This is a genomic window from Pseudomonas sp. BSw22131, assembly GCF_026810445.1.
Lineage (GTDB): Bacteria > Pseudomonadota > Gammaproteobacteria > Pseudomonadales > Pseudomonadaceae > Aquipseudomonas > Aquipseudomonas huanghezhanensis.
The window spans coordinates 4,449,214-4,469,021 of the sequence record NZ_CP113949.1 but is presented as its reverse complement, the minus strand read 5'-3'; the positions used below and the strand labels follow the sequence as shown (position 1 = coordinate 4,469,021).

Annotated in this window: 13 protein-coding genes, 1 tRNA gene, 1 pseudogene and 1 riboswitch; of the genes and pseudogenes, 2 read left to right on the top strand and 13 right to left on the bottom strand. The window is 58.1% G+C overall.

The window, feature by feature from the left end:
* Window positions 1-205 precede the first annotated feature (205 nt).
* Together OYW20_RS20195 and OYW20_RS20190 are read left to right on the top strand one after the other, a co-directional pair.
* Window positions 206-631 carry a GNAT family N-acetyltransferase gene (locus OYW20_RS20195; RefSeq protein WP_268797685.1) on the top strand — a complete coding sequence of 142 codons (426 nt, stop codon included), beginning with the start codon at window positions 206-208 and terminating at the stop codon, window positions 629-631.
* 422 nt (window positions 632-1,053) lie between these two features.
* Window positions 1,054-1,449 (top strand): hypothetical protein, encoded by a 396-nt coding sequence (locus OYW20_RS20190; RefSeq protein WP_268797684.1) that lies wholly within the window; start codon window positions 1,054-1,056, stop codon window positions 1,447-1,449.
* Window positions 1,450-2,417: 968 nt separating this feature from the next.
* On the opposite strand, the gene OYW20_RS20185 is transcribed toward OYW20_RS20190, so the two are convergent.
* The 13 genes and pseudogenes from OYW20_RS20185 to OYW20_RS20125 form a co-directional block, all read right to left on the bottom strand.
* On the bottom strand, window positions 2,418-3,002 hold the full coding sequence (locus OYW20_RS20185; protein WP_268797683.1) for a hypothetical protein: 585 nt from the start codon (window positions 3,000-3,002) through the stop codon (window positions 2,418-2,420).
* Window positions 3,003-3,341: 339 nt separating this feature from the next.
* Window positions 3,342-3,415: transfer RNA gene (locus tag OYW20_RS20180), tRNA-Gly, on the bottom strand.
* 250 nt (window positions 3,416-3,665) lie between these two features.
* The gene (locus OYW20_RS20175) at window positions 3,666-4,358 is read right to left on the bottom strand and encodes a pseudouridine synthase (protein ID WP_268797682.1); all 693 of its coding nucleotides are present in this window, start codon (window positions 4,356-4,358) and stop codon (window positions 3,666-3,668) included.
* Between the two features lie 15 nt (window positions 4,359-4,373).
* On the bottom strand, window positions 4,374-4,595 hold the full coding sequence (locus tag OYW20_RS20170) for a cysteine-rich CWC family protein (protein ID WP_268797681.1): 222 nt from the start codon (window positions 4,593-4,595) through the stop codon (window positions 4,374-4,376).
* Entirely contained in the window at window positions 4,592-6,073 is a 1,482-nt protein-coding gene (locus OYW20_RS20165; protein WP_268797680.1) for a sensor domain-containing diguanylate cyclase, read from the bottom strand. Before OYW20_RS20165 ends, OYW20_RS20170 begins: the two co-directional genes overlap by 4 nt.
* Before the next feature lie 109 nt (window positions 6,074-6,182).
* The gene (locus OYW20_RS20160) at window positions 6,183-9,506 is read right to left on the bottom strand and encodes a dermonecrotic toxin domain-containing protein (RefSeq protein ID WP_268797679.1); all 3,324 of its coding nucleotides are present in this window, start codon (window positions 9,504-9,506) and stop codon (window positions 6,183-6,185) included.
* A gap of 120 nt (window positions 9,507-9,626) precedes the next feature.
* Window positions 9,627-11,437: pseudogene (gene atzF / locus OYW20_RS20155) on the bottom strand (allophanate hydrolase).
* A 37-nt stretch (window positions 11,438-11,474) separates the two neighbouring features.
* Window positions 11,475-15,209 carry an urea carboxylase gene (gene uca, locus OYW20_RS20150; protein WP_268797678.1) on the bottom strand — a complete coding sequence of 1,245 codons (3,735 nt, stop codon included), beginning with the start codon at window positions 15,207-15,209 and terminating at the stop codon, window positions 11,475-11,477.
* 131 nt (window positions 15,210-15,340) lie between these two features.
* A complete protein-coding gene (locus OYW20_RS20145; RefSeq protein ID WP_268797677.1) occupies window positions 15,341-15,964 on the bottom strand; it encodes an urea amidolyase associated protein UAAP2 in 624 nt (207 codons plus the stop codon).
* Between the two features lie 10 nt (window positions 15,965-15,974).
* Entirely contained in the window at window positions 15,975-16,700 is a 726-nt protein-coding gene (locus OYW20_RS20140) for an urea amidolyase associated protein UAAP1 (RefSeq protein ID WP_268797676.1), read from the bottom strand.
* A 12-nt stretch (window positions 16,701-16,712) separates the two neighbouring features.
* Window positions 16,713-17,477 (bottom strand): ABC transporter ATP-binding protein, encoded by a 765-nt coding sequence (locus OYW20_RS20135; RefSeq protein WP_268797675.1) that lies wholly within the window; start codon window positions 17,475-17,477, stop codon window positions 16,713-16,715.
* Window positions 17,474-18,289, bottom strand: coding sequence for an ABC transporter permease (locus OYW20_RS20130; RefSeq protein ID WP_268797674.1), 816 nt, complete (start codon window positions 18,287-18,289; stop codon window positions 17,474-17,476). The genes OYW20_RS20135 and OYW20_RS20130 overlap by 4 nt, the downstream gene beginning before the upstream one ends.
* Before the next feature lie 27 nt (window positions 18,290-18,316).
* Window positions 18,317-19,384: a putative urea ABC transporter substrate-binding protein gene (locus tag OYW20_RS20125; RefSeq protein ID WP_268797673.1), complete on the bottom strand. Its 1,068-nt coding sequence runs from the start codon at window positions 19,382-19,384 to the stop codon at window positions 18,317-18,319.
* Between the two features lie 62 nt (window positions 19,385-19,446).
* A riboswitch (guanidine-I (ykkC/yxkD leader) is annotated at window positions 19,447-19,548 on the bottom strand.
* Window positions 19,549-19,808 lie beyond the last annotated feature (260 nt).

Below are 19,808 nucleotides of genomic sequence, written 5' to 3'. Positions count from 1 at the left end.
CTGTAACTCACTGCGCTACTTCAACTCGCGGTTCTTGATAGGTCAATCGGCGCAAGCAGCTATGGGGCAAAGGATTCAGGCGCACGACGCTCAGAGTGCGAGTGATATCGCCGATTTGCTGCCTCATAGCTGGATGTGTTCCTAATTCACTCAAGATGGGCTCGTCAGAGGCTTATGCCTTGAAACAAGGAAGGCTGGAAAAATCATGAAAACGAATCTCATCGAGGTTGGTAACGAGCCAAATCCCGAGCTTGAGGAAGCAATTAGTGTCGGTTTGAATGCATTCAATGATCAGATCACTGGTTCAAATGATCGCAGTCCACTGACAGTGATTGTCAGAGACCCGAATACGAAAGAGGCCTTGGGAGGAATTATCGGAAGGTCGTCTCTAGGGCTGGCGTTTCTCGATCTTTTTCATCTTCCAGACGCCCTCCGTGGATCGGGATTAGGGACGAAAGTACTGAAAGCGTTCGAGGATGAGGCGCGTAGCCGGGGGTGTCGCTCGGCCGTGCTTTACACCATTAGTTTTCAGGCGCCTGGTTTTTACGAAAAGAACGGGTGGATACGTTTTGGGGAAATAGCCTGTGACCCAGAAGGTGCGAGCCGTGTTTTTATGAGCAAAAAGCTCTGACGGCTAGATTAAACAATCTCACTGGCATAAACGTCGCTGGTGGCAAGCAGTGATAGGCACCCGCTTAATGCGGCAGTTAAAGCGGGCGGAGGATAGTCGATGAAAGTTCGATACTGGTAAGAAATGGCGAATCAACCAGACCCCGAGTCATGCATGTTGCACCGTGAGGTGCAGGGGTGAAGCGTTGACAGGGGAAACCGAGAGGCCAGCCATTGAGCCGCGTAATCAGGAATCCGGGATGCCGATGCTGTTAAGCGAAGCAGAACGCAATAGGGAGCATGGCGTTATACGGCAGTCATGCTCTGATGCCGCGCGGTCGGAGACCCTGTGCACGTCGGGAAGTCCTTTCGCACAGAAACTGGGATATCTCAGCGGTGCCCGGTGCGCAAGCACCGGGCTGAGCACGCAAACGCCAAGTTGCAATGCTGGAAAACAATCAAGGTCTCAACGTAAGCCCCATAGGCTGGGATGAATACCCAACAATTGGCCGTAACGGTACTTATATATCTGATAGACAAGCGATTTCCAGCATAACTGGACCTCTGAATATAGGAGGTGACACAGTGATAACTAGATCACAAGCAGCTCAGCTGGAGCAGGCAATGGGCTTGCAGCCGGGTTCCATGGCCAATGGATTCAAGGTGCGCCAAGTGGACGGTATTAGGAAAATGTCTCCGCATAGCCCTCTGCAAGGAAATGAATACTTCTTAGGCGCAGGCAAGCATCTTCCAGGGGGCAGCCCCGAGATGGTTATCAATTCAATACCGACAATTGATTCTGTGAATGTTAAGACTATTACCACGGTGATTGTGAAATGAATACTATAAAAGACACTACAAAGGCCTATGTTGTGGAGGCTGCGCTATCGGAAATTGTAGTGAGCGTCATAGATGATAGTGTGATTGAACTACTCGTGGTGTTAGGTTTCGTCCCGGCGCCAGATAAATAAAAGAAAATGATGTCTTTAACAACCCCAAATCAACGCTCTAAAATAATGTTTTTTGAAAAATTGCGAGATGAGGGAGTATGCTTTTCAGCTGGTCCAGATTGGTGTCCTGCCGATGTATTTGAATTCATAAGAGATAATAAGATGCTGATTGGCTCGTACCGAAAAATAGTATGGCGTGGGCCTGGTGAGTCGCAAATAATCGAAAACTGTTAGTTTGTATTGATCTAATGAAGTCGGACACCCATTTAGGCGAGAATGCTCGCCAGATAGAGGTGTCTGATGACCACGCGCGGCGTTTATAATAATGAGGGTCGACATCATAAAGCTTTCTTTGCTGAGATTTTTTACAGACAGACGAGCCTAAATAATATTCAACATCCAGATGTATATTTTATAATTAGTGGGCAACGCTCAGAAAAAGCTACAATATGCCTTTTTTAGAAAATAACCCCGATAAGAAATTACTACAAACAGCCTGTTGGGGTCTTTTGATTAAAGATAACCTGCTTCGTCGGTTATTTATGTCATCTACCGTTTTCCAAAACGCCAGACCGGCCTAGCTTTTTTGTCCGTCTGAGTAACTCCAGTGACTTTTCCAGCCACTTACGATTGTCGAGCGACTCTTCCCAGAGAGTCAATCGAACGGCCTAGCACAAGTCTTTGCCACGAGGCCTGAAAGGGATGCGCTAAGCGGTTGCTGATTTTTTAGTATTTAAACCATTTTTCACTAGAGATACCAGAGTATAAAAACCAATGTGGTCCCACTGGTCAAGTTGAGTGTGTGACTGGATCGAATACAGGTAAGTGGTCAACTGCCTGCGATTACACAGCGATCCCTCACAAAGCCGGATGCGTAATATGAACAAAAACTGTAAAACCACCCAAGCACATCCAGAAAACGAAAAACATCCAAGGTGTCTGCTTCGAGAAACGCAACGCCGGTTTGTGGCCTTTATCAGTTGACTCCCAGCTACTAAACAGTGGCGAATCATCGTAGGCGAGACCGATGAGCGGGTCGCTTCTCAAAAAGCCGCTCTGCTTGAAATGCCAGTGATCAATGATGGCGCACGAGGCTTTCATACCGGGCCACGCCATACCCGAGCTTAACGCCCCGAAGAGAGCCAACATTACTGGGACTACCATCGTAAACAAGAGACCCCATTGGGCGTTAAGGTTCGCCATGCTTGAGGCGTATGCAATCACCAGGAATGACTGCGAAGCCAAGTATGCATTTGTACGGCTTGAGAGATTGGTGGTTTCGAAATGAATTTCGCGGCGGTAAAAATCTAGCCTGTCCTTGGCTGTGCTGAAAATTGTTCCTTGCGAGCCCGTCTCTTCAAATAGACCAGTTGCTGAGGTGATTATCTTCGACACAAGAATGCCTTTGGTAAAGAGCGGTTTAACGCTAGTCAAGTTGGCCATACGCGTATGTGCGTAACCGAATGAATGTACCGCTCAAGTATAAAAAAGCCGGAGCGCTCACTTAGTACTTAAAGTCACGCATCTAGCGACGGCTATTTAGTCAAGAGTAAATACATTATTTCTTCAATGGCAGACGTCTTACAGTAGGTGGCAGACTCGGTCCAGTCTATCTCTTTCTGCATGGCAGCGTGACGAGCGACGTGTTCCCAGCTATCCAATCGTTGTGGGCCAAGACCTCTGGGGGTACTGCATAGGCGTGTGTGTCGTCTGGGTGTAACGTAATGAGGGTACTTAGAAGAGTGGAAATGGGCTGAGATGCCCGGAAATACTGGGGGGAGGTGGAGCGGGTAGAGGGAATCGAACCCTCAACTAAAGCTTGGGAAGCTTTCGTTTTGCCACTAAACTATACCCGCATCGCGCGCTTCAGGGTGCACCAACCGTGGTTGTCCAATGAGCACACTCGTTATCAGCTTTGGAAGCTGGAGTAATGCAATACGACACCCGCTTGTCGCCCTTGGAGCGGCTGACTTTGTACCAGAAGCGGGGCTTTAAATGAAGCAATAATTTCTGCCTGGCGCAAGTTTCAGCGCTGCGGCGGGATGACAGTGACTGGTCCATTGGCCGCCTTGTTGCAGGCGCTGACAACCGAGTTCCTTGCCGCGATCAGATCATCAGGATTTCGGCGGCATCCAGAGGCCGGTACTGCCCAGGCTCCAGCGTGGAGTCCAGCACCAGCGGTCCCATGCGTTCACGGTGAAGGTTCAGCACTTTATTGTCGAAATAACCGAACATCCTTTTGACCTGATGGTAGCGGCCTTCAACGATGCTCAGCCGTGCATGATGAGCGTCGAGCACCACCAGTTGCGCTGGCTGAGTGGTGAGGTCTTCGAACGCAAAGTAGAAACCATCCGCGAATTTCTGCACGTAGTGTTCACCGATGGGCTGCTCGGTTTCCACGAGGTAGACCTTCGGTAACTTTGTGGCGGGTTGGGTGAGACGACGCGACCACTGGCCGTCGTTGGTAATGAGCATCAAGCCCGAGGTGTTGAAGTCCAGCCGTCCGGCAATGTGCAGCTCATGCTTATCGGGCTCATCAAGCAGATCAAGCACAGTCGGGTGTTGCGGGTCGACGGTGGCGCTGACGCAACCGGGCGGCTTATGCAGCATGTAATAGCGCGAAGGCTTGCCCGCTTGCAGCGCCTCGTCATCGAACAGGACGCAACTGAACTCGCGCACCTCGTGGTGCGGGTCGCGGACTGTCAGGCCATCAACCTTCACGCGGCCAGCGATCAGCGCAAGGCGCGCATCCTTGCGGCTAAAGCGGGGGAGATTGCTGAGAAAGCGGTCAAGGCGCATAGAGGCAGGATCGCGTCATGTGATCGGATCGTCCCCCGGGGGCTGCAGGCCCGCGCACCTCGGGCACAGACACGCTTTGTTTCGCAACGCTTCGGGCAAGTTGGCGAGTACGGCGGGATCGATTTCCACTGAAAAGCACCAGCACGGCGCGTCGGCCGTACGTGGGTCAGCCAGCGTGCAGCGGTTACTGAAACCGCACACAGGGCAGGTATCAAGACTCCCAGAAGACGTTGTCATGCAGGGACCGCCTTCTCGGTGCACACCCGATTCCGACCGGTTTGCTTTGCGCTATACAGCGCCTGGTCTGCGCGGGCGATGAGGCTTTGCAGCGTGTCGTCGGGATGAAGTTCAGTCAGCCCTAGACTGACCGTTACTTGAAGGGCTTTGCCGGAAAACACGTAAGTATGTTGCTCGGCGAGTAAGCGAATCTTCTCCGCAACGCGTCGAGCACCGGTGTTATCTGTGTCCTTGAGCAAAATGATGAACTCCTCTCCGCCCCAGCGGCAGGTGATGTCAGTTTCGCGCAGGCAGCGACGCACGTCATCCGCGAAGCCGATCAACACTTCGTCCCCCGCCAGATGCCCATGGGTGTCATTGAGTCGTTTGAAATGATCCAGATCGAGCAACAGCGCCGATAACGCCGTTCGATCACGACGTGCGTCGTGAATCGCTTGCACGGCCATATCGTCAAAGCCACGGCGGTTGGGCAGCCCGGTCAGACTGTCCAGTGTCGCTTGCGTTTCGATGCGTATCTGAAACCGGCGAACCACCCGGTTCAACAGAAACAGCACCACCAGCATCACCACCAGACAGATGCTCAGGTTGAGGTACAGCGATTCACGCACATCGCTCAATGCGCCGTCTTCAGGCTTATCGACGAACAGATACCAGTTCAGCTCGGGAATATAGCGCACGTTCAAAAAATGCCCGGCGCCTTGCACATCGTATTGGTAATTGCCGCTTTGAGGCTTTGGCATCTTGCTCTGAAGGTCGCTCAGGTCAGGCAGTTGGCGCAGGCTCTGACCAATTTTGGCGCCTTGGGGCCCGCCTTGCGCACCGGTCAATACGAGCCTGCCGAACGCATCGACAAAATAAACGCTGCGCTGATAGCGCTGTTCGTAACGGTCTATCAGCTTGATCACGGCGTCCACAGTCAGGCCGACTCCCGTCGCACCGATGAAGTTGTTGTGGTAGTCGAAAACCTTGTAATTGATGAAGAAGGTCAGGTTGTCCTTGTTCGCCAGGTCCGGGTCGACGTTGATCTCGTAAGGCTCGGCCATGTCCCGTACTCGGTAATACCAGGTGTCACGGGCCTCTTGCGGGTTGATCTTTTTGAGTACGCCCTTGGCCTGGTAGTAGGTCAGGCTGCTGTTGGACACGAAAAAGGAGGTGTAGGCGCTGTTGTGGTCCATCACCTCTTTCAGATAACGAGTCAACTGCTGCGGATCTTTCTCGCCTGCAACCACCCAGTCCCGGACGAAGGTGTCGCGGGCCATCATCGAAGAAATCAGAACCGGTCGTACCAGGTCCTTTTGAATCTCTGAATACACGGTGTCCGAGGTCAGCGGCAATTCAGTGTTGATGATGGTGTCGCGGATGGCGTCTCGCGATGCGTAATAGCTGAGCAAAGATGTCGCCAGAAAGCCGCTCCCCAGAAGGATCACCAACGTCAGCAGCAACGATCGTTGTGAGTGGAGCGGTGAAGGAAGGAGCATGACCAATCCGGTTTCGGGGAAATTCAGGTGATGGCGCATGCTAGCGTGCCGCCACCTTATCCCGCCACGACCGCATCGATTTTTTGCAATGGGCCGGGTGGGAGATTATTCACGGGCTGATGGGTGTGCTGCCGAGCGGGGCACGAAACGCAGGCGATAGGCCTAGCGCCGAGCTTATGGCGGAGCAACGGCAATGCAGCAACAGAATATGGTCGTAGTGAATGCCTTGGCGTGACAGGCCTGCAAACAGATCTTCAAGCGTAGGGTTGCTTCTGCCGAAGCGGTTTCTGACGGTCAGTACGTCCATGGGTGTCGACATCAGCTTCCCGAAAAAGGGCGATTGGCGGCTGTGCTGCACGACATTGCCGATATCTCGATAGCTTTCGTACCGTTCGCTTTGAAATTTGCTCAGCGTGTAATTTTTGATCCGGCCGGTCTGGGAAGTGCCTGCCAGCGCTTTGTCGGTGAGTTGCCAGTCGGGCAGGTGACTGGAGGCAGGCCCCGGCGTGTTTTTGCCGCTGGTCAAAATCGAGTAAGGCTGTACGCCCTGGCTGACGACCCTGTGCAGTTTCGGGTCGATCAGCTCGAATCCGTGAGGCACGTACGTGCGTAATTCGGTGCCATTGGGAATGGCCGCCGTTTTGCTCCACGGCAGGTGATAGCCATGGGTGCTCACCACCAGCGTGCGGGCCTGGCTGCCGTGGGAAGTCCACAGCAAGAACTTGCGCTCCAGTTTCCAGGCCTTGACTACCAGCGTTGCAACGTTCTGATAGGCAGGGAGCGTCCAGGTCTTGAGCAAGCTGCCGCTGCCAAAAAAGCGCTCCAGCCGAGTGTTGCGAGCGGCCATCGAGCGCTGCAGCCGCTGGTTGAATCCGCGCACAAGGGGCGGCGTCGGTTGCGTCATCGGCGAGGTAACGGGGCGGGTCGTGGTGAAGGTTCGCAGCGCTCGCAGCAGTTTGGGCGTCAGCGTGCCCATGCTCAGGAGTCCCAGCGAAAGCGCCGTCAGCAGCAGCTGTTTTGTGTCCTGCGAGCGATCGCCCGGTAGCGTTGCCGCTTTGGCGTTCAGATAAAGCGTACCTGCGCTGGCCACCATTGATGCAAGCGTGGCCGGTGTGAGCAGCAGCGACAACGGCGTCAACATCACTTGCAGGCGATCAAGCCGCTGGGTCCAACTGCGTAGCGACACCTGGGTTGAAGTGATGACACTGTCTTCGGCGTCACTGATTGAATGATCGTGCATGCTCTGGCGCATGAAGGCGAAGGGTGACATCGCCCGCCCGTGATCGCAGAGTTTTCCGGCCTTGGTTTGATGGACGTCCTCATGGTAAAGCGCATCCAGCCACGGGCGCAGATCGGACGCTGGCTTTGGGAACGCGCGCACTCGCCCCCATAGCGTCAGCAGGTAACTCACGCGTGTCTGGTCCCTGGTGGGCAGATAGTTGAGCAGTGTCGCTCGCCAGTGCTCGTTGGCAGCGGCGCGCGTCAGATGCGCGCCAAGCTCGTCGCCGCTTTTGTATTCGAAGAAGGGCGCCTCCTGGCCCGCTTGATAAAGAATGCTGCCAGCCTTCTGATCGTGGCTGAACTCCATCAGGCCGATGCAGCACACGCAGCGCGAGCCGGGGAGCAGCGGTTGCTTCACGTGAAGACCCAGGGCCGACCAGCGTGTGTGACCGACGCCAGGGGCTCCGGCGGATTCTTCCAGCACGTTGACCAACGTGTCGAAACCGCTGCGTGACAACTCGCCCATTTTGAGGCTCAGCAGCGCCTGGGTCATGAAGGTGGTGCGCAGCGAGTGTTCGACTGCGCTGCCTTTCTGATCCCAGAACCGCTGGAGCTGGCGTGAGATAACCGCCAGCAAGTCGATACTCCGAATCTGCGCCTCGACAGCGTCTGCGCTTATGGGCAGTTCATTGGCGGCGGTCCAGGTGCCTTGTCCGGTAGAGTCGACGTACACCACACTGCGCCCACCGTTATCGATGAAGCCAACGGGGTGCGCAACGCGATAGTTGTCCATCAGCGCCTGGCCGAGACTGACGGGTGATTCGCTAGGCACTTCGACGAGGGTGACGGGCGCACGTGCATGGCCCAGTGTTGTGGCGGAATCTCCCCGCACGTAGCGCACGTAAACGTGATCAACGCTTACGGTCAGATGATGGCTGCGTTCCAGCCAGCGCTGCATTAACTGTTTGGCGGTCGCCAGCGGGTCAGGAAGTCCTGCGCGAACGTTGCTGTCCTCTCCCCACAGATCAACCACGCTGACCAGTTTCAGCCCCGGATTGATTGGCATCAGCAACAGTTCATTGTGTTCGGCAGTGTCAGCGTCGTCTTCCGGGATGTCGCCTGATTCAAGGCTCCTCGATACAAACCCCCGTTGCGCGCGGGTCAGGGCCGTGAACAGGTCTTCGGTGCATTCAACCATCGTCAAGCGTGCGGCGCTGCCGGACTTCCCGGTTATATCAATGTAGTGCCTGTGCCAGTCCGAACGATTCATCACATCGAGTAGCGGCTGCTCACGCCAAGGGCTGTCTGCACTGATGTATTCGAGACACTGGGGTTGATCGCCCAGTGTGTGGAGGTAGCAGTGGGAGGTGTTTCTGGATTTCAGCTGAAAAATGCCTGGCACAATCTCGTCGTCGAGCATGACCAGACTTAGGACGGAACGCTGGCCATTCACTCCCGTCATCAGGTCGTCCAGCGAAGTCGGAAACGTGCTGAGCCCCAACGCCTCCAGCCCCAGGTGATAGGCATCGAGACTGATCTTTTGCTGCTTGTGCAAGCGCCAGATCCCGTCGATGAACGAGAGTTTGGCGAGGTTCCGATAAGGGTTCTGGTAGCTGTCCCAAAACGCTTCCAGCTGCGCCTGATAGTCGGTGCTCCATGTTGAGCGCGAAATCAGGTCGATCAGCTTTTTGATGGTCAGTTTCGGCGCGTCAGGATGGAGCGGACGATCGGCTTCCACGCAACGAATCAGGCCCATAAACCGGCGAGGATCCAGCGATGCATGCGCCAGCGCCTTTACGGTCAGCCGGCAGGCATGTTGCTCGCGTCCGTCTTGCGCTATGGCGGGGTTCGTGTCGGTAAAGAACTCAATCTGCAGCGCGCCAGATGACAGCGTGCCGAGACCTTCATCAAGCAATAGCTGGCTGAGCTTCTGATCAATGAAGCCGAACGGTGTCGGGGGGCAGTCCATGTCGAGCTGACAGGCGTGCAGTGTCCAGATCGAGCCCTTCAGCAGTTTGCACGCCGGGCTGTTTCGCAGACGGCTGAGCGCTTTGTGATTGAGGGTGTGGACCGTGTCGGCAGGCACGGCGACCGGCATCAACGGCGCCATGTCAGCAAAAGGCGGTGTCAGACCGGGTGAACTCGATGCGCTTGAATCGTTGCTTTGAAGGGCAAGTCCGTCGAGGTGGGGTGCGTTCCAGTGGTCTTTCATGGGATAGGCATGGACAGAGTGATCGGGAGGTTCACTCTGTCATGCGAGGGATTGAGGGCTGGATTACCTATATACCGCAGCCCTCCAAACGAGGCGAAAGTCGCGCCTGCAACCTTGGCATCAGCTCTTCAGGTAGGCCCGCCAGCCGCCAAAATGGCTGATGTCTGTCGCGCCTTCCAGGCCATGGTTTTCGCAGATGAAGCCGGTTTCCCAGCGACCGTCTGCCAGTTGCACCTTGCCCAAGCCCAAAGGCGCCGGAATGCCGGTGAGAAATGAACCCAACTCCCGGCTGGGCAGCTCCCAGACTTCGATTTCAATCGCCACGCCGCCTTGATGGACACGGACCATACCCGGCCGAAACGGTGGCCCGCCTGCCAGCGCGTACAGCTGATAGTCCGGCGAGCTTTGCGTCGATTCAATCAGGCGAGCGCCGCGTTGCTTGAGCTGCCAATTGAGCGCCAGACCGTCAAGATGCGCGCCACACACCACCAGTCGGGTCATGTCACTGCGCGCAGGATTGGCCAGCGGGGAGGCGACCAGCGTCTGCCTGCCCACCAACGGCAACTCGGTCACCGCTTGCAACCCTTGAGCGACGCTCAGCAAATACTGATCAGTGAACGCGCGGCCAAACACGGTCACACCCCACGGCATGCCGTTGTTCATGAAAGCGGTGGGCACCGCGACGGCGGCGTAATCGAGCAGGTTGACGAAGTTGGTGTAGTAACCCAGCTCCGAATTGCGCAGTACGGGCTCCTCGTGCAGTTCGGCCAGTGTCACCGGGCGGCCGATGGTGGGGGTGACGACGAAGTCCAGGCCATCGAGCAGCCGGTCGCACTGGGCTTTCAGCGCTTGCAAACGGTACTGCGCGCGAAAGGTCTGCACGCCTGTCACCGAAGACGCCTTGGCGAGGACCGCTGCAATCACCGGCAACACCGCTTCGGGAGTGGTGTTCATCAGCGCTTCGACGACGCTGTAACGCTCCGCGACCCACGGCCCCTCGTACAGCAGACGTGCCGCTTCCAGAAACGGCGACAGGTCCAGCGTCACAGGCTCGCCGCCCATGGCGGTCAATTGATCGATAGCATCGCCAAACAGCAGCGGCCCCTGCTCGCAGCCAAAAAAGGCCAGGTCCTGCGCACGCGGCACACCGAAACGAAACGGTCGGGCCGTACCGAACGCCGAGCCGTCGTTCCATGACGGATTGCTGCGGCTGTACTCGTCGCGTGGGTCGAGGCGCGCAGTCAATGCCAGCAACTGGCTGGCCTCGCGAGCGGTTGCGGTAAAAGTGGTGACGCAATCGAGCGTACGGCAAGCAGGCACCACGCCGGCTGTCGAGATCAGCCCCTTGCTGGCTTTCATGCCCACCAGATTGTTCAGGCCGGCAGGCACACGGCCTGAGCCTGCGGTGTCGGTGCCCAGTGCAAAACTGGACACGCCCAAGGCCACGGCCAGCGACGACCCGGCGCTGGAGCCGCCGGAGGGATAGTCCATGTTCACGCTGTTGGGGCATGCACCGTAGGGCGAGCGACTGCCATTCAAACCGGTGGCGAACTGGTCCAGATTGGTTTTGCCCATCGGGATCGCGCCCAGGCTGATCAGTTGCTCGACGATGGTTGCCGAGCGCTCGGGCAGATAAGTAAAGTCGGGACAGGCGGCGGTGGTGGGCACACCGGCCAGATCAATGTTGTCCTTGATCGAGAATGGCACGCCGTACAGCGGCAGGTCTTTGAGCTCACGGCCTTCCAGCGCCACCAGATACGGCTCCAGTTCCTCGGCGCTCAGCAGGTAAATGAACAGGTGATAGTCGGGTTCAACGCCGCCGCTTTATCGCGCAGTGAGAGGATCAGTTGACGCGGCGTCTGGCTGGCGCTTTGGTAAGCCGCACGCACGCTGTCCAGTCGCAGGTCGAATGAAGAAAGGTTCGGATTCATGGCTGTATTCCGTATTCGTCAGAAAAGTTAAACCGCTTCATTGCGCTTCCAGCACCACCACCCGTTGCCCGGCACGCACGGCCGATCCGGGTTGCACGCGCACTTCCCGAATCACGCCTGTGATCGGCGCGAGGAGGGGGATTTCCATCTTCATCGATTCAAGAATCACCAGCGTGTCACCCGCCTCGACGCGCTGGCCAAGGGTGACTTGCACCTGCCACAGATTGCCGGCGATGTGGCTGTCGATGCTGACGTGGCCCGTCTCCAGAGGTGCTTCGTCGTTTGGCTCGGCGACCGCTTCATCGCTCTCGAACGTCGCTTGGCCATTGGCAATCCAGCGTTCGCGCTCCGCCTGAAAGGCGCTCTGTTGTTGGGTGCGAAAGCTGGCGATGCCCTCGGCTTCTCTGGCGAGAAACGCCTGGTAATCGGCCAGATTCAGCGTGCTGTGTTCTATTTGCAGCGGGTAACGGCCCAGCGGGAAATCCCGGCGAATGCGCAGCAGTTCGTCAGCGCTGACCGGGTAGAAACGGATCTGATCGAAGAAGCGCAACAGCCAGGGCTTGCCATCGAACGCGGCCACGTCGCGGTAGCGGTTCCACATCTGCAGCGTGCGGCCCACGAACTGATAGCCACCGGGGCCTTCCATGCCGTAGACGCACATGTAGGCGCCACCAATGCCCACCGAGTTTTCGGCGGTCCAAGTGCGGGCGGGGTTGTATTTGGTGGTGACCAGGCGATGGCGCGGGTCGAGCGGTGTGGCGACGGGCGCGCCGAGGTAGACGTCGCCCAGGCCCATGACAAGGTAACTGGCGTCGAACACCGTACGTTGCACTTCATCCAGATTGGGCAGGTCGTTGATACGCCGGATGAACTCCAGATTGCTCGGGCACCATGGCGCATCCTTGCGCACGGTCGTCATGTATTTCTCGATGGCCAACTGGCAGGCCGGGTCATCCCAGGACAGCGGCAAATGCACGATGCGTGAGGGCACTTCAAGGTTTTGACTGGCGCATACGGCGTCCCATTCGCCTGCCACGATCTTCAATAAGTCGGCGAGCGGGAGTTGCTCTGGGTGGTAATGCACTTGCAATGATCGAATACCCGGCGTCAGGTCGATTACGCCGTGCAGAGATTTGGCATCCAGTGCCTGCATCAACGCATGCCCCCGGAAACGCAGCACCAGGTTCAACTCTGGTGCGCCGATTTCCAGCAACAAGTGAGTGTCGCCGGAGAGGCGCGCGACGAGACGCGTGTCGTCGCTCCCGATGTCCAACACAACCGGCGAAGTTAACGCGATCCTTTGTAGGAGCGTGCTTGCCCGCGATTGCGATGTGTCATTTTCCGAAGATGTGTCGGATGTACCGACCTCATCGCGAGCAGGCTCCCTCCCACCGTTTTGTGCAGCGCCACCGATCTTCTGTAGGCGCGAATTCATTCGCGAGGGGGCTTCAGCGCAGTCCGAGGTCTCGCCAACCAGTTGGCTCCTACAGAACAGGGTTCGAGCCAGCGCAATGCTGACCGGCGAAAACCGCACTTTGTCCCCAGCCTTCAACTGGCCCAGCTGCCACAAATCGGCTTCGATGATCGTCACGGGGCAGACAAAACCACCCAGGCTCGGACCGTCCGGGCCAAGAATCACCGGCATGTCCCCGGTGAAATCCACGGCGCCTATCGCATATGGGTTGTCGTGAATGTTGGAGGGGTGCAATCCCGCCTCACCGCCATCGGCCCGCACCCATTCCGGCTTCGGTCCGATAAGGCGCACGCCGGTGCGGCTGGAATTGAAATGCACTTCCCAGTCGGTGGCGAAAAACGTCTCGATGTAGTTTTCGGTGAAATATTCCGGCGCGCCGTGGGGGCCGTAAATCACTCGGATATCGCGCACGGCAGGCAGGTCCAGAACCTGCGCTGACGGTAACGACTGCCCGGCTAAACGATCGGCCAGTGGCAGCAGGTGCAGCACATCACCTGCGCGTAAGGCGCGACCGCCATGCCCGCCGAATTGCCCCAGGGTAAACGTGCTTTTGCTGCCCAGGTAGTTCGGTACGTCCAGCCCGCCGCGCACGCACAGGTAGCTGCGGGCACCGGCGCCGAGCATCGTGCCCAGCGCAAGGGTCGATCCGGCCGCGATGTGCAGCGCCGTATTCATCGGCTGCGGCTCGCCATCCAGCGTCAGGGCAATCACCGCACCGGTGACTGCCACCACCGCGTCGGTATTGAAGCGCAGCAGCGGACCGCTCATGGTGATTTCCAGCGCGGCACAGCCTTCGGGATTGCCCAGCAGCAGATTGCCTTGTCGCAGTGACCGGCTGTCCATCGGGCCTGACGGAGGCACACCGACTGCCCAATAACCCAAGCGGCCGGGATAGTCCTGCACACTGGTTTGCGTGCCGCCGCTCAACACCTCAACAGTGTCGGCGCGATAGACGAGATTCTCCAGGCAGCGCGTCCACGGCTGGCCGCTCGCGAAGGGTTGATCGGCAATGATCTGCCTCAGGTAATCGCGATTGGTTTCCACGCCATACAAACGGCTCTCGCTCAGCGCTTGCGCCAAACCTGCGCTGGCTGTGGCCCGATCCGGCGCCCAACTGATCAGCTTGGCGATCATCGGATCGAAGAACGGTGGGATCTCGCAACCGGCTTCGACCCACGTGTCAATGCGCAGCGTTTTGCCATCGGTGGCGGGGAAGTGCACCGCCGTCAATAAACCGGGGCTCGGCTGAAAATCCCGGCCCGGATCTTCGGCATACAGCCGCGCCTGAATCGCATGGCCGCTGGCTTTCAGCCCCGCCTGCAACGAAGACAACGGCGGCAAATCACCCGCCGCCAATTGCACCATCCAGCTCACCAGATCGACGTTCCACACCTGCTCGGTCACGCCGTGCTCGACCTGCAAGCGGGTGTTCACTTCCAGAAAATAAAAGCGCTGATCGTCGCTGTCGAACACGAATTCCACGGTCCCGGCGCTGCGGTAATTGACTGCTTTCGCCAGCTTGATCGCCGCCGCACACAGTTCCTCGGCCATACCATCGGGCAGGTTCGGCGCAGGCGTTTCTTCGAGCACTTTCTGATTGCGGCGCTGCACCGAACAGTCGCGCACACCGAGGGCGATGACCTCGCCCTTGCCGTCGCCGAACACCTGCACTTCCAGATGGCGGGCGCGCTGGATGTACTTTTCGATGAACACGCCTGAGTCGCTGAAGTTGTTCTGGCCCAAGCGTTTGACGGCTTCGAACGACTCGCTCAGTTCGCTGGCGCTGCGGCATACGCGCATGCCGATCCCGCCGCCGCCTGCTGTGCTCTTGAGCATTACCGGGTAGCCAATGACGTCGGCCGCCGACAATGCCGACTCAACGCTGTCGAGCAATTCGGTGCCTTCCAGCATGGGTACGCCATGCTGTTTGGCAAGCGCTCGCGCCGTGTGTTTGAGCCCGAATACCCGAAGTTGCTGCGGCGTCGGGCCGACAAAGGCGATGCCGGCGTCTTCACAGGCTTGAGCGAAGGCAGCGTTTTCCGAGAGAAATCCATAACCGGGGTGGATCGCTTTGGCGCCCGTGGCCTGAGCGATGTTGAGGATCTTGTCCACCGCCAGATAGGTCCCGGCGGCGCCGCCTTCGCCCAGGCTGTGCGCCTCGTCGGCCTGAAGAATGTGCAGGCTCGCCGCATCGGCTTCGGAGTAAACCGCAACGCCCTCGACGTTCAGGTCACGCAGGGTGCGCAGGATGCGGCAGGCAATCGCGCCACGGTTGGCGATCAGCAGTTTGTCGAACATGTTCTCAACCCCGGAAACCGTCGCGCTTGTGCGCTGTGCCGGTCTCGAATGGGAAGCGGGCCGTCCCGCTGTTAGTCGTTCTGTGCGACGGTCGTCCGTCGCCACTCACTCACACGCTCAGCGATGCACCATCAGTCCCAGACCAGCAACTCGGCTGCGGTCGGGTTGTAGCCGTTGCACGGATTGTTCAGTTGCGGGCAGTTGGAGATCAGCACGATCACGTCCATTTCGGCCCGCAGTTCCACGTACTTGCCGGCGCCGGAAATCCCGTCTTCAAAGGTCAGCCCGCCGTCAGCAGTGACGGGCACATTCATGAAGAAATTGATGTTCGGGCTGATGTCACGTTTGCCCAGCCGACCGTCGTGGATGCAGGCGCGCAGGAAGCTGTCGCGGCAGCTGTGCATGTGGCGTTTGTCCAAGGCGTAGCGCACGGTGTTACTCTCTTGCGCGCACGCACCGCCAAGGGTGTCGTGACGGCCGCAGGTGTCTTCGACGATGGTCAGCATCGGGCGGCCGAGGTTGGAATACAGCACGCTGCCTTTGCTCAGATACACGTTGTTCTGCCGACGCAACGTACGTTGCACGTCATAGCGTTCACGTGGATTGGCCAGGCTGTAGAACAGCGTATCGACCGCCTGATTGCCCTCAAGATCGAGCAGGCGCAGGGTTTGCCCGGCCTTGAGTTCGGTCAGTGAAGGTTCGCCAGCCGCGATGTGAGTGGTAGAAACAGGAGCTTTGATGGCTGCAGTGTTCATGGGGTCATCCTCAAGCGAACAGGCGGGCGGTGTTGATAAAGCCGCGCACGTTTTCCGGGCGCGAGGTCCGGCAGTGCTCCGCCACACTGGCGTCGGCTTTCATCCAGGTCAGCTTGACCGGCTGCGGTGCGTATTCCGGGTTCGGGTCCATCGGATGTTGCAGCGCGGTCAGCACGATCAAGGTGTCCATCGGCGCGTACAGCTCGATGTAGTCGCCGGCTTTGGAATTGCCTGGGACGTACCCCAGCGCGCCGTGATCGTCGACGTTGACCCGGCTGAACAGATTCAGGGTCATCAGCAGATCGGCCAGGCCCAGATCCCATTTGCCCAACTCGACCAGCAGGTTGTCGGCGCCGTTGCGGAAGAAGCCGTTGCGCAACTCCTGATAGCGGCCCTGGCCGTATTTTTCAGCGACTTCTTCAGCGCATAGCACGCCGCCGATGCTGTCGCTCCAGCCACAGGTGTCCGCAGTAATCGCCGCCAGCACCCGGCCCATGTCCGAATACAGGCAATGGCCGCTGGTGAGCTTGGCGGTGTGCTGGCATTTGAGGCTGTCGGGCAGGTTCAGGCGTTCGGTTTTCTCATTGGCATTGAGCATCGTCAGACTGACGTTGGCGTTGCCGTTGAGGTCCGTCAGGCGCAGCAATTCACCGCGCTTGAGGACGAACGACAGATGTCCGCCCCCGGGCAACAAGTCTTCGGCGAACACGGGGAAAATCAGGGTTGAATCAGTCATGTGAAAAGTCCTCTAGACCGTTTGCAGCGATTCAAAGGCGGCGCGCGCGGCGCGGCGATCGCTGTTAAGGGGAATGTCGTAAGTGATGCGGGCGCCATAAGCGCCGGGGGCGTGCGGGTCGTGGCGAACCTTGTCGAAGACCATCAGCCGCGTGCCCAGGTTGAAGCCTTCGGACAGGTCGTGAGTGACCATGAACACGGTCAGTTGGGTCTCGCGCCACAGCTCCAGCAACAGCGCGTGCATGTCTTTGCGGATGCCCGGATCGAGCGCGCCGAAGGGTTCGTCGAGCAACAACACGCGCGGCTTCATGATCAGCGCCTGAGCAATCGCCAGCCGCTGCTGCATGCCGCCCGAAAGCTGCGTCGGGTATTTGTCCAGCGAATGGCCGAGGCCGACTTTGTTCAGCAGCACCGATGCCTGCTCCCGGGCCTCGCGTTTGGCGTTGCCGAACAAACGTCCGAGCAAGGCCGAGCGCGGCAATTCCAGACCGAGCGCCACGTTGTCCAGCACGCTCAAGTGCGGGAACACCGAATAGCGTTGAAACACCACGCCGCGACTGGAATCCGGCTCGCTGGCCAGCGGTTTGCCGTCCAGCAGAATCGAGCCTTTGCTCGGCACTTCCTGACCCAGCAACAGGCGCAGAAACGTCGATTTACCGCAGCCCGATGCGCCAACCAACGTGCAGAACTCACCTTCGGCGACACTGAGGTTCAGCCCTTCGAGCACCACTTGATCATCGTATTGTTGCCAGACGTTGTTCACCGAAATGAAGCTCATGCGCGGGCTCCTTCGTACCAGGGAAACGCCTTGCGGGTGAGCGCTTTCAGGCCCCAATCCATCAACCAGGCGAGCAGGCTGATCCACACCACGTAGGGCAGGATCACGTCCATCGCCAGGTAACGGCGCACCAGAAAGATTCGATAACCCAAGCCGTCCGTAGACGCGATGGCTTCAGCGGCGATCAGAAACAACCACGCCGAACCCAGCACCAGTTGCAATGAAATCAACAAACGGGGCAGCAATTGCGGCAGCACCACGCGCAGGATCAGCGTCCAGGTCGTGGCGCCGAGGGTTTGCGCCTTGATCAACAGTTCGACCGGGATTTCCCGCGCACGCTGCTCCAGATCACGGGCCAGAATCGGCGTGATACCGATCACGATCAGCATCACTTTCGACAGCTCGCCCAAGCCAAAGACGATGAACAGAATCGGCAGGATTGCCAGGGGCGGCACCATTGACAGCACTGTCAGCAACGGCGAAAGCGGTGCCCCGAACAGTGGCAGGATGCCCGACGCGATACCCAGGCAGAGGCCGACGAGGGCGCTGATGCTCAGACCGATGGCCAGGCGTTTAAGGCTGGCGGCGCTGTCCTGCCAGAGCAGGTATTCGCCGGTGCGGGCGTCCGGGACAATCGCGACACGCTTGATTGCATCGGTCATTTGCACTGCGCTGGGCAACAGCTTGTCGTTGGGGTTTTCCGTCAGCCGCGTCGCCGAGCCCATGAAATAGGCGAGCAACAACAGGGCGAACGGCAGGAGCACCAGAATCAAACGGCTGGCGCGATCCGGACGGCGGTTAATCAAGCGCATGGCAATGACCTTTGAACGATTAGCGGTTTACAACTTGCCGTCGGCAGCCATCTGCACGTAGCTCGGGTCGAAATGCAGCTTGAGGTTGCCTTTGTCGCCTTCGGTCACGCCGCCTGCGAAGGTCATGCCGACAGCGCTTGCGTCTTTGGCGCCTTCGCCGAGCAAACCGTGGTCGAAGGAGAAGTCGGCCACTTTGCGCATGGTGCTCGGCAGCTGTTTGCTGTTGGCGAACTCGAGGGTTTCTTTGGGCGTGAAAAACAGCTTGGTGGTCGCCAGTTGCGACTTGAAGCCCTCAAGGTCAGTGCCGGACGCCTTTGCCATGTGCTCAAGTACGGCGGTGGACGCAGCGGTCTTGGCGTTCATGGTGTCCATCACTTCGAACCACGCGCCGGTCAGGGCTTTGCCCAGATTCGGGTTGTCTTTCAGGGTCTGGGTGTTGACCACCATCATGTCCATGATCTCGCCAGGGATCTTGCTCGAATCGAACACTTCGGTAACACCTGGCTTGGTCTTGATTTCCGACAGCATCGGGTTCCAGGTGGTGACTGCCTTGACGTCACTGGTATTGAAAGCGGCAGCGATGTCGGCGTCGGAGGTGTTGACGACTTTCAGGTCTTTTTCGGTTAGATCGACGGTATCCAGCGCGCGTGCCAGCAGGTAGTGGGAAACCGACAGCTCGACCAGATTGACGTCCATGCCTTTGAGGTCGGCAACTTTCTTGCCTTCGCCCTTGATCACGATCCCGTCGTTGCCGTTGGAGAAGTCGCTGACGATCAGTGCGGTGCTTTCAACGCCGCCGGCAGCGGGGATGGTCAGCGCGTCCATGTTGGTCATGGTGCAGCCGTCGAACTGGCCAGCGGTGTATTGGTTGATCGATTCGACGTAGTCGTTGAGCTGCGTGACTTTGATGTTGATGTCGTACTTCTTGGCCCACTTGTCGACGATGCCTTGGGTGCCAGCGTATTCCCACGGCATCCAGCCAGCGTAAATGGTCCAGCAGACGTTGAAGTCTTTCTTGGGGGCGGCGGTGGCCGAGAGGCTCAGTGCTGCGAAGACGCTTGCGGTAAGCAAGCCGATAAGACGGGACTTTTGCATGGTGAACAATCTCCAGTAGCGAAAAGGGGCGGTCAGGAGTACGGCGACACCACTGGTGTCCTGTCTCCCGGGCTTTTATCCCGCCGTGTAACCTCTACTGGAGGTCGCCAACTCTCGGACCAGCCACTCGCGAATCGCGAGCCGGAACCCTAGTCGGCTATTGCAAATTGTGGTGCCGCGAACCGGTATTGACTCCTGCACGGAGGTTTCTTAAGCGAGAGTTGTGCCAATTCGCTGCAAGCCATACGGGGTGCGGGATAGCTGCATGGCGAGGGGGGTGAAAGTCTGAGGATGACGATTTCAGGGTCGATTCAGTGCACCGTCGCGGGGCGCCGTCTGGCGGTAACGGTGCGTGGCGGGGCACTTGGTCATGAAATTGCAGTCTTATCGATTGTCCGTCAGTTGCTTGGCGGATGCCGACCAG

Excerpts from the sequence above, each read along its gene's own strand:
- OYW20_RS20185 (WP_268797683.1), bottom strand. The coding sequence starts at position 3,002 with ATGGCCAACTTGACTAGCGTTAAACCGCTCTTTACCAAAGGCATTCTT.
- OYW20_RS20140 (WP_268797676.1), bottom strand. The coding sequence starts at position 16,700 with ATGACTGATTCAACCCTGATTTTCCCCGTGTTCGCCGAAGACTTGTTG.
- OYW20_RS20175 (WP_268797682.1), bottom strand. The coding sequence starts at position 4,358 with ATGCGCCTTGACCGCTTTCTCAGCAATCTCCCCCGCTTTAGCCGCAAG.
- OYW20_RS20170 (WP_268797681.1), bottom strand. The coding sequence starts at position 4,595 with ATGACAACGTCTTCTGGGAGTCTTGATACCTGCCCTGTGTGCGGTTTC.
- OYW20_RS20160 (WP_268797679.1), bottom strand. The coding sequence starts at position 9,506 with ATGAAAGACCACTGGAACGCACCCCACCTCGACGGACTTGCCCTTCAA.
- OYW20_RS20125 (WP_268797673.1), bottom strand. The coding sequence starts at position 19,384 with ATGCAAAAGTCCCGTCTTATCGGCTTGCTTACCGCAAGCGTCTTCGCA.
- OYW20_RS20190 (WP_268797684.1), top strand. The coding sequence starts at position 1,054 with ATGCTGGAAAACAATCAAGGTCTCAACGTAAGCCCCATAGGCTGGGAT.
- OYW20_RS20135 (WP_268797675.1), bottom strand. The coding sequence starts at position 17,477 with ATGAGCTTCATTTCGGTGAACAACGTCTGGCAACAATACGATGATCAA.
- OYW20_RS20165 (WP_268797680.1), bottom strand. The coding sequence starts at position 6,073 with ATGCTCCTTCCTTCACCGCTCCACTCACAACGATCGTTGCTGCTGACG.
- OYW20_RS20145 (WP_268797677.1), bottom strand. The coding sequence starts at position 15,964 with ATGAACACTGCAGCCATCAAAGCTCCTGTTTCTACCACTCACATCGCG.
- uca (WP_268797678.1), bottom strand. The coding sequence starts at position 15,209 with ATGTTCGACAAACTGCTGATCGCCAACCGTGGCGCGATTGCCTGCCGC.
- OYW20_RS20130 (WP_268797674.1), bottom strand. The coding sequence starts at position 18,289 with ATGCGCTTGATTAACCGCCGTCCGGATCGCGCCAGCCGTTTGATTCTG.
- OYW20_RS20195 (WP_268797685.1), top strand. The coding sequence starts at position 206 with ATGAAAACGAATCTCATCGAGGTTGGTAACGAGCCAAATCCCGAGCTT.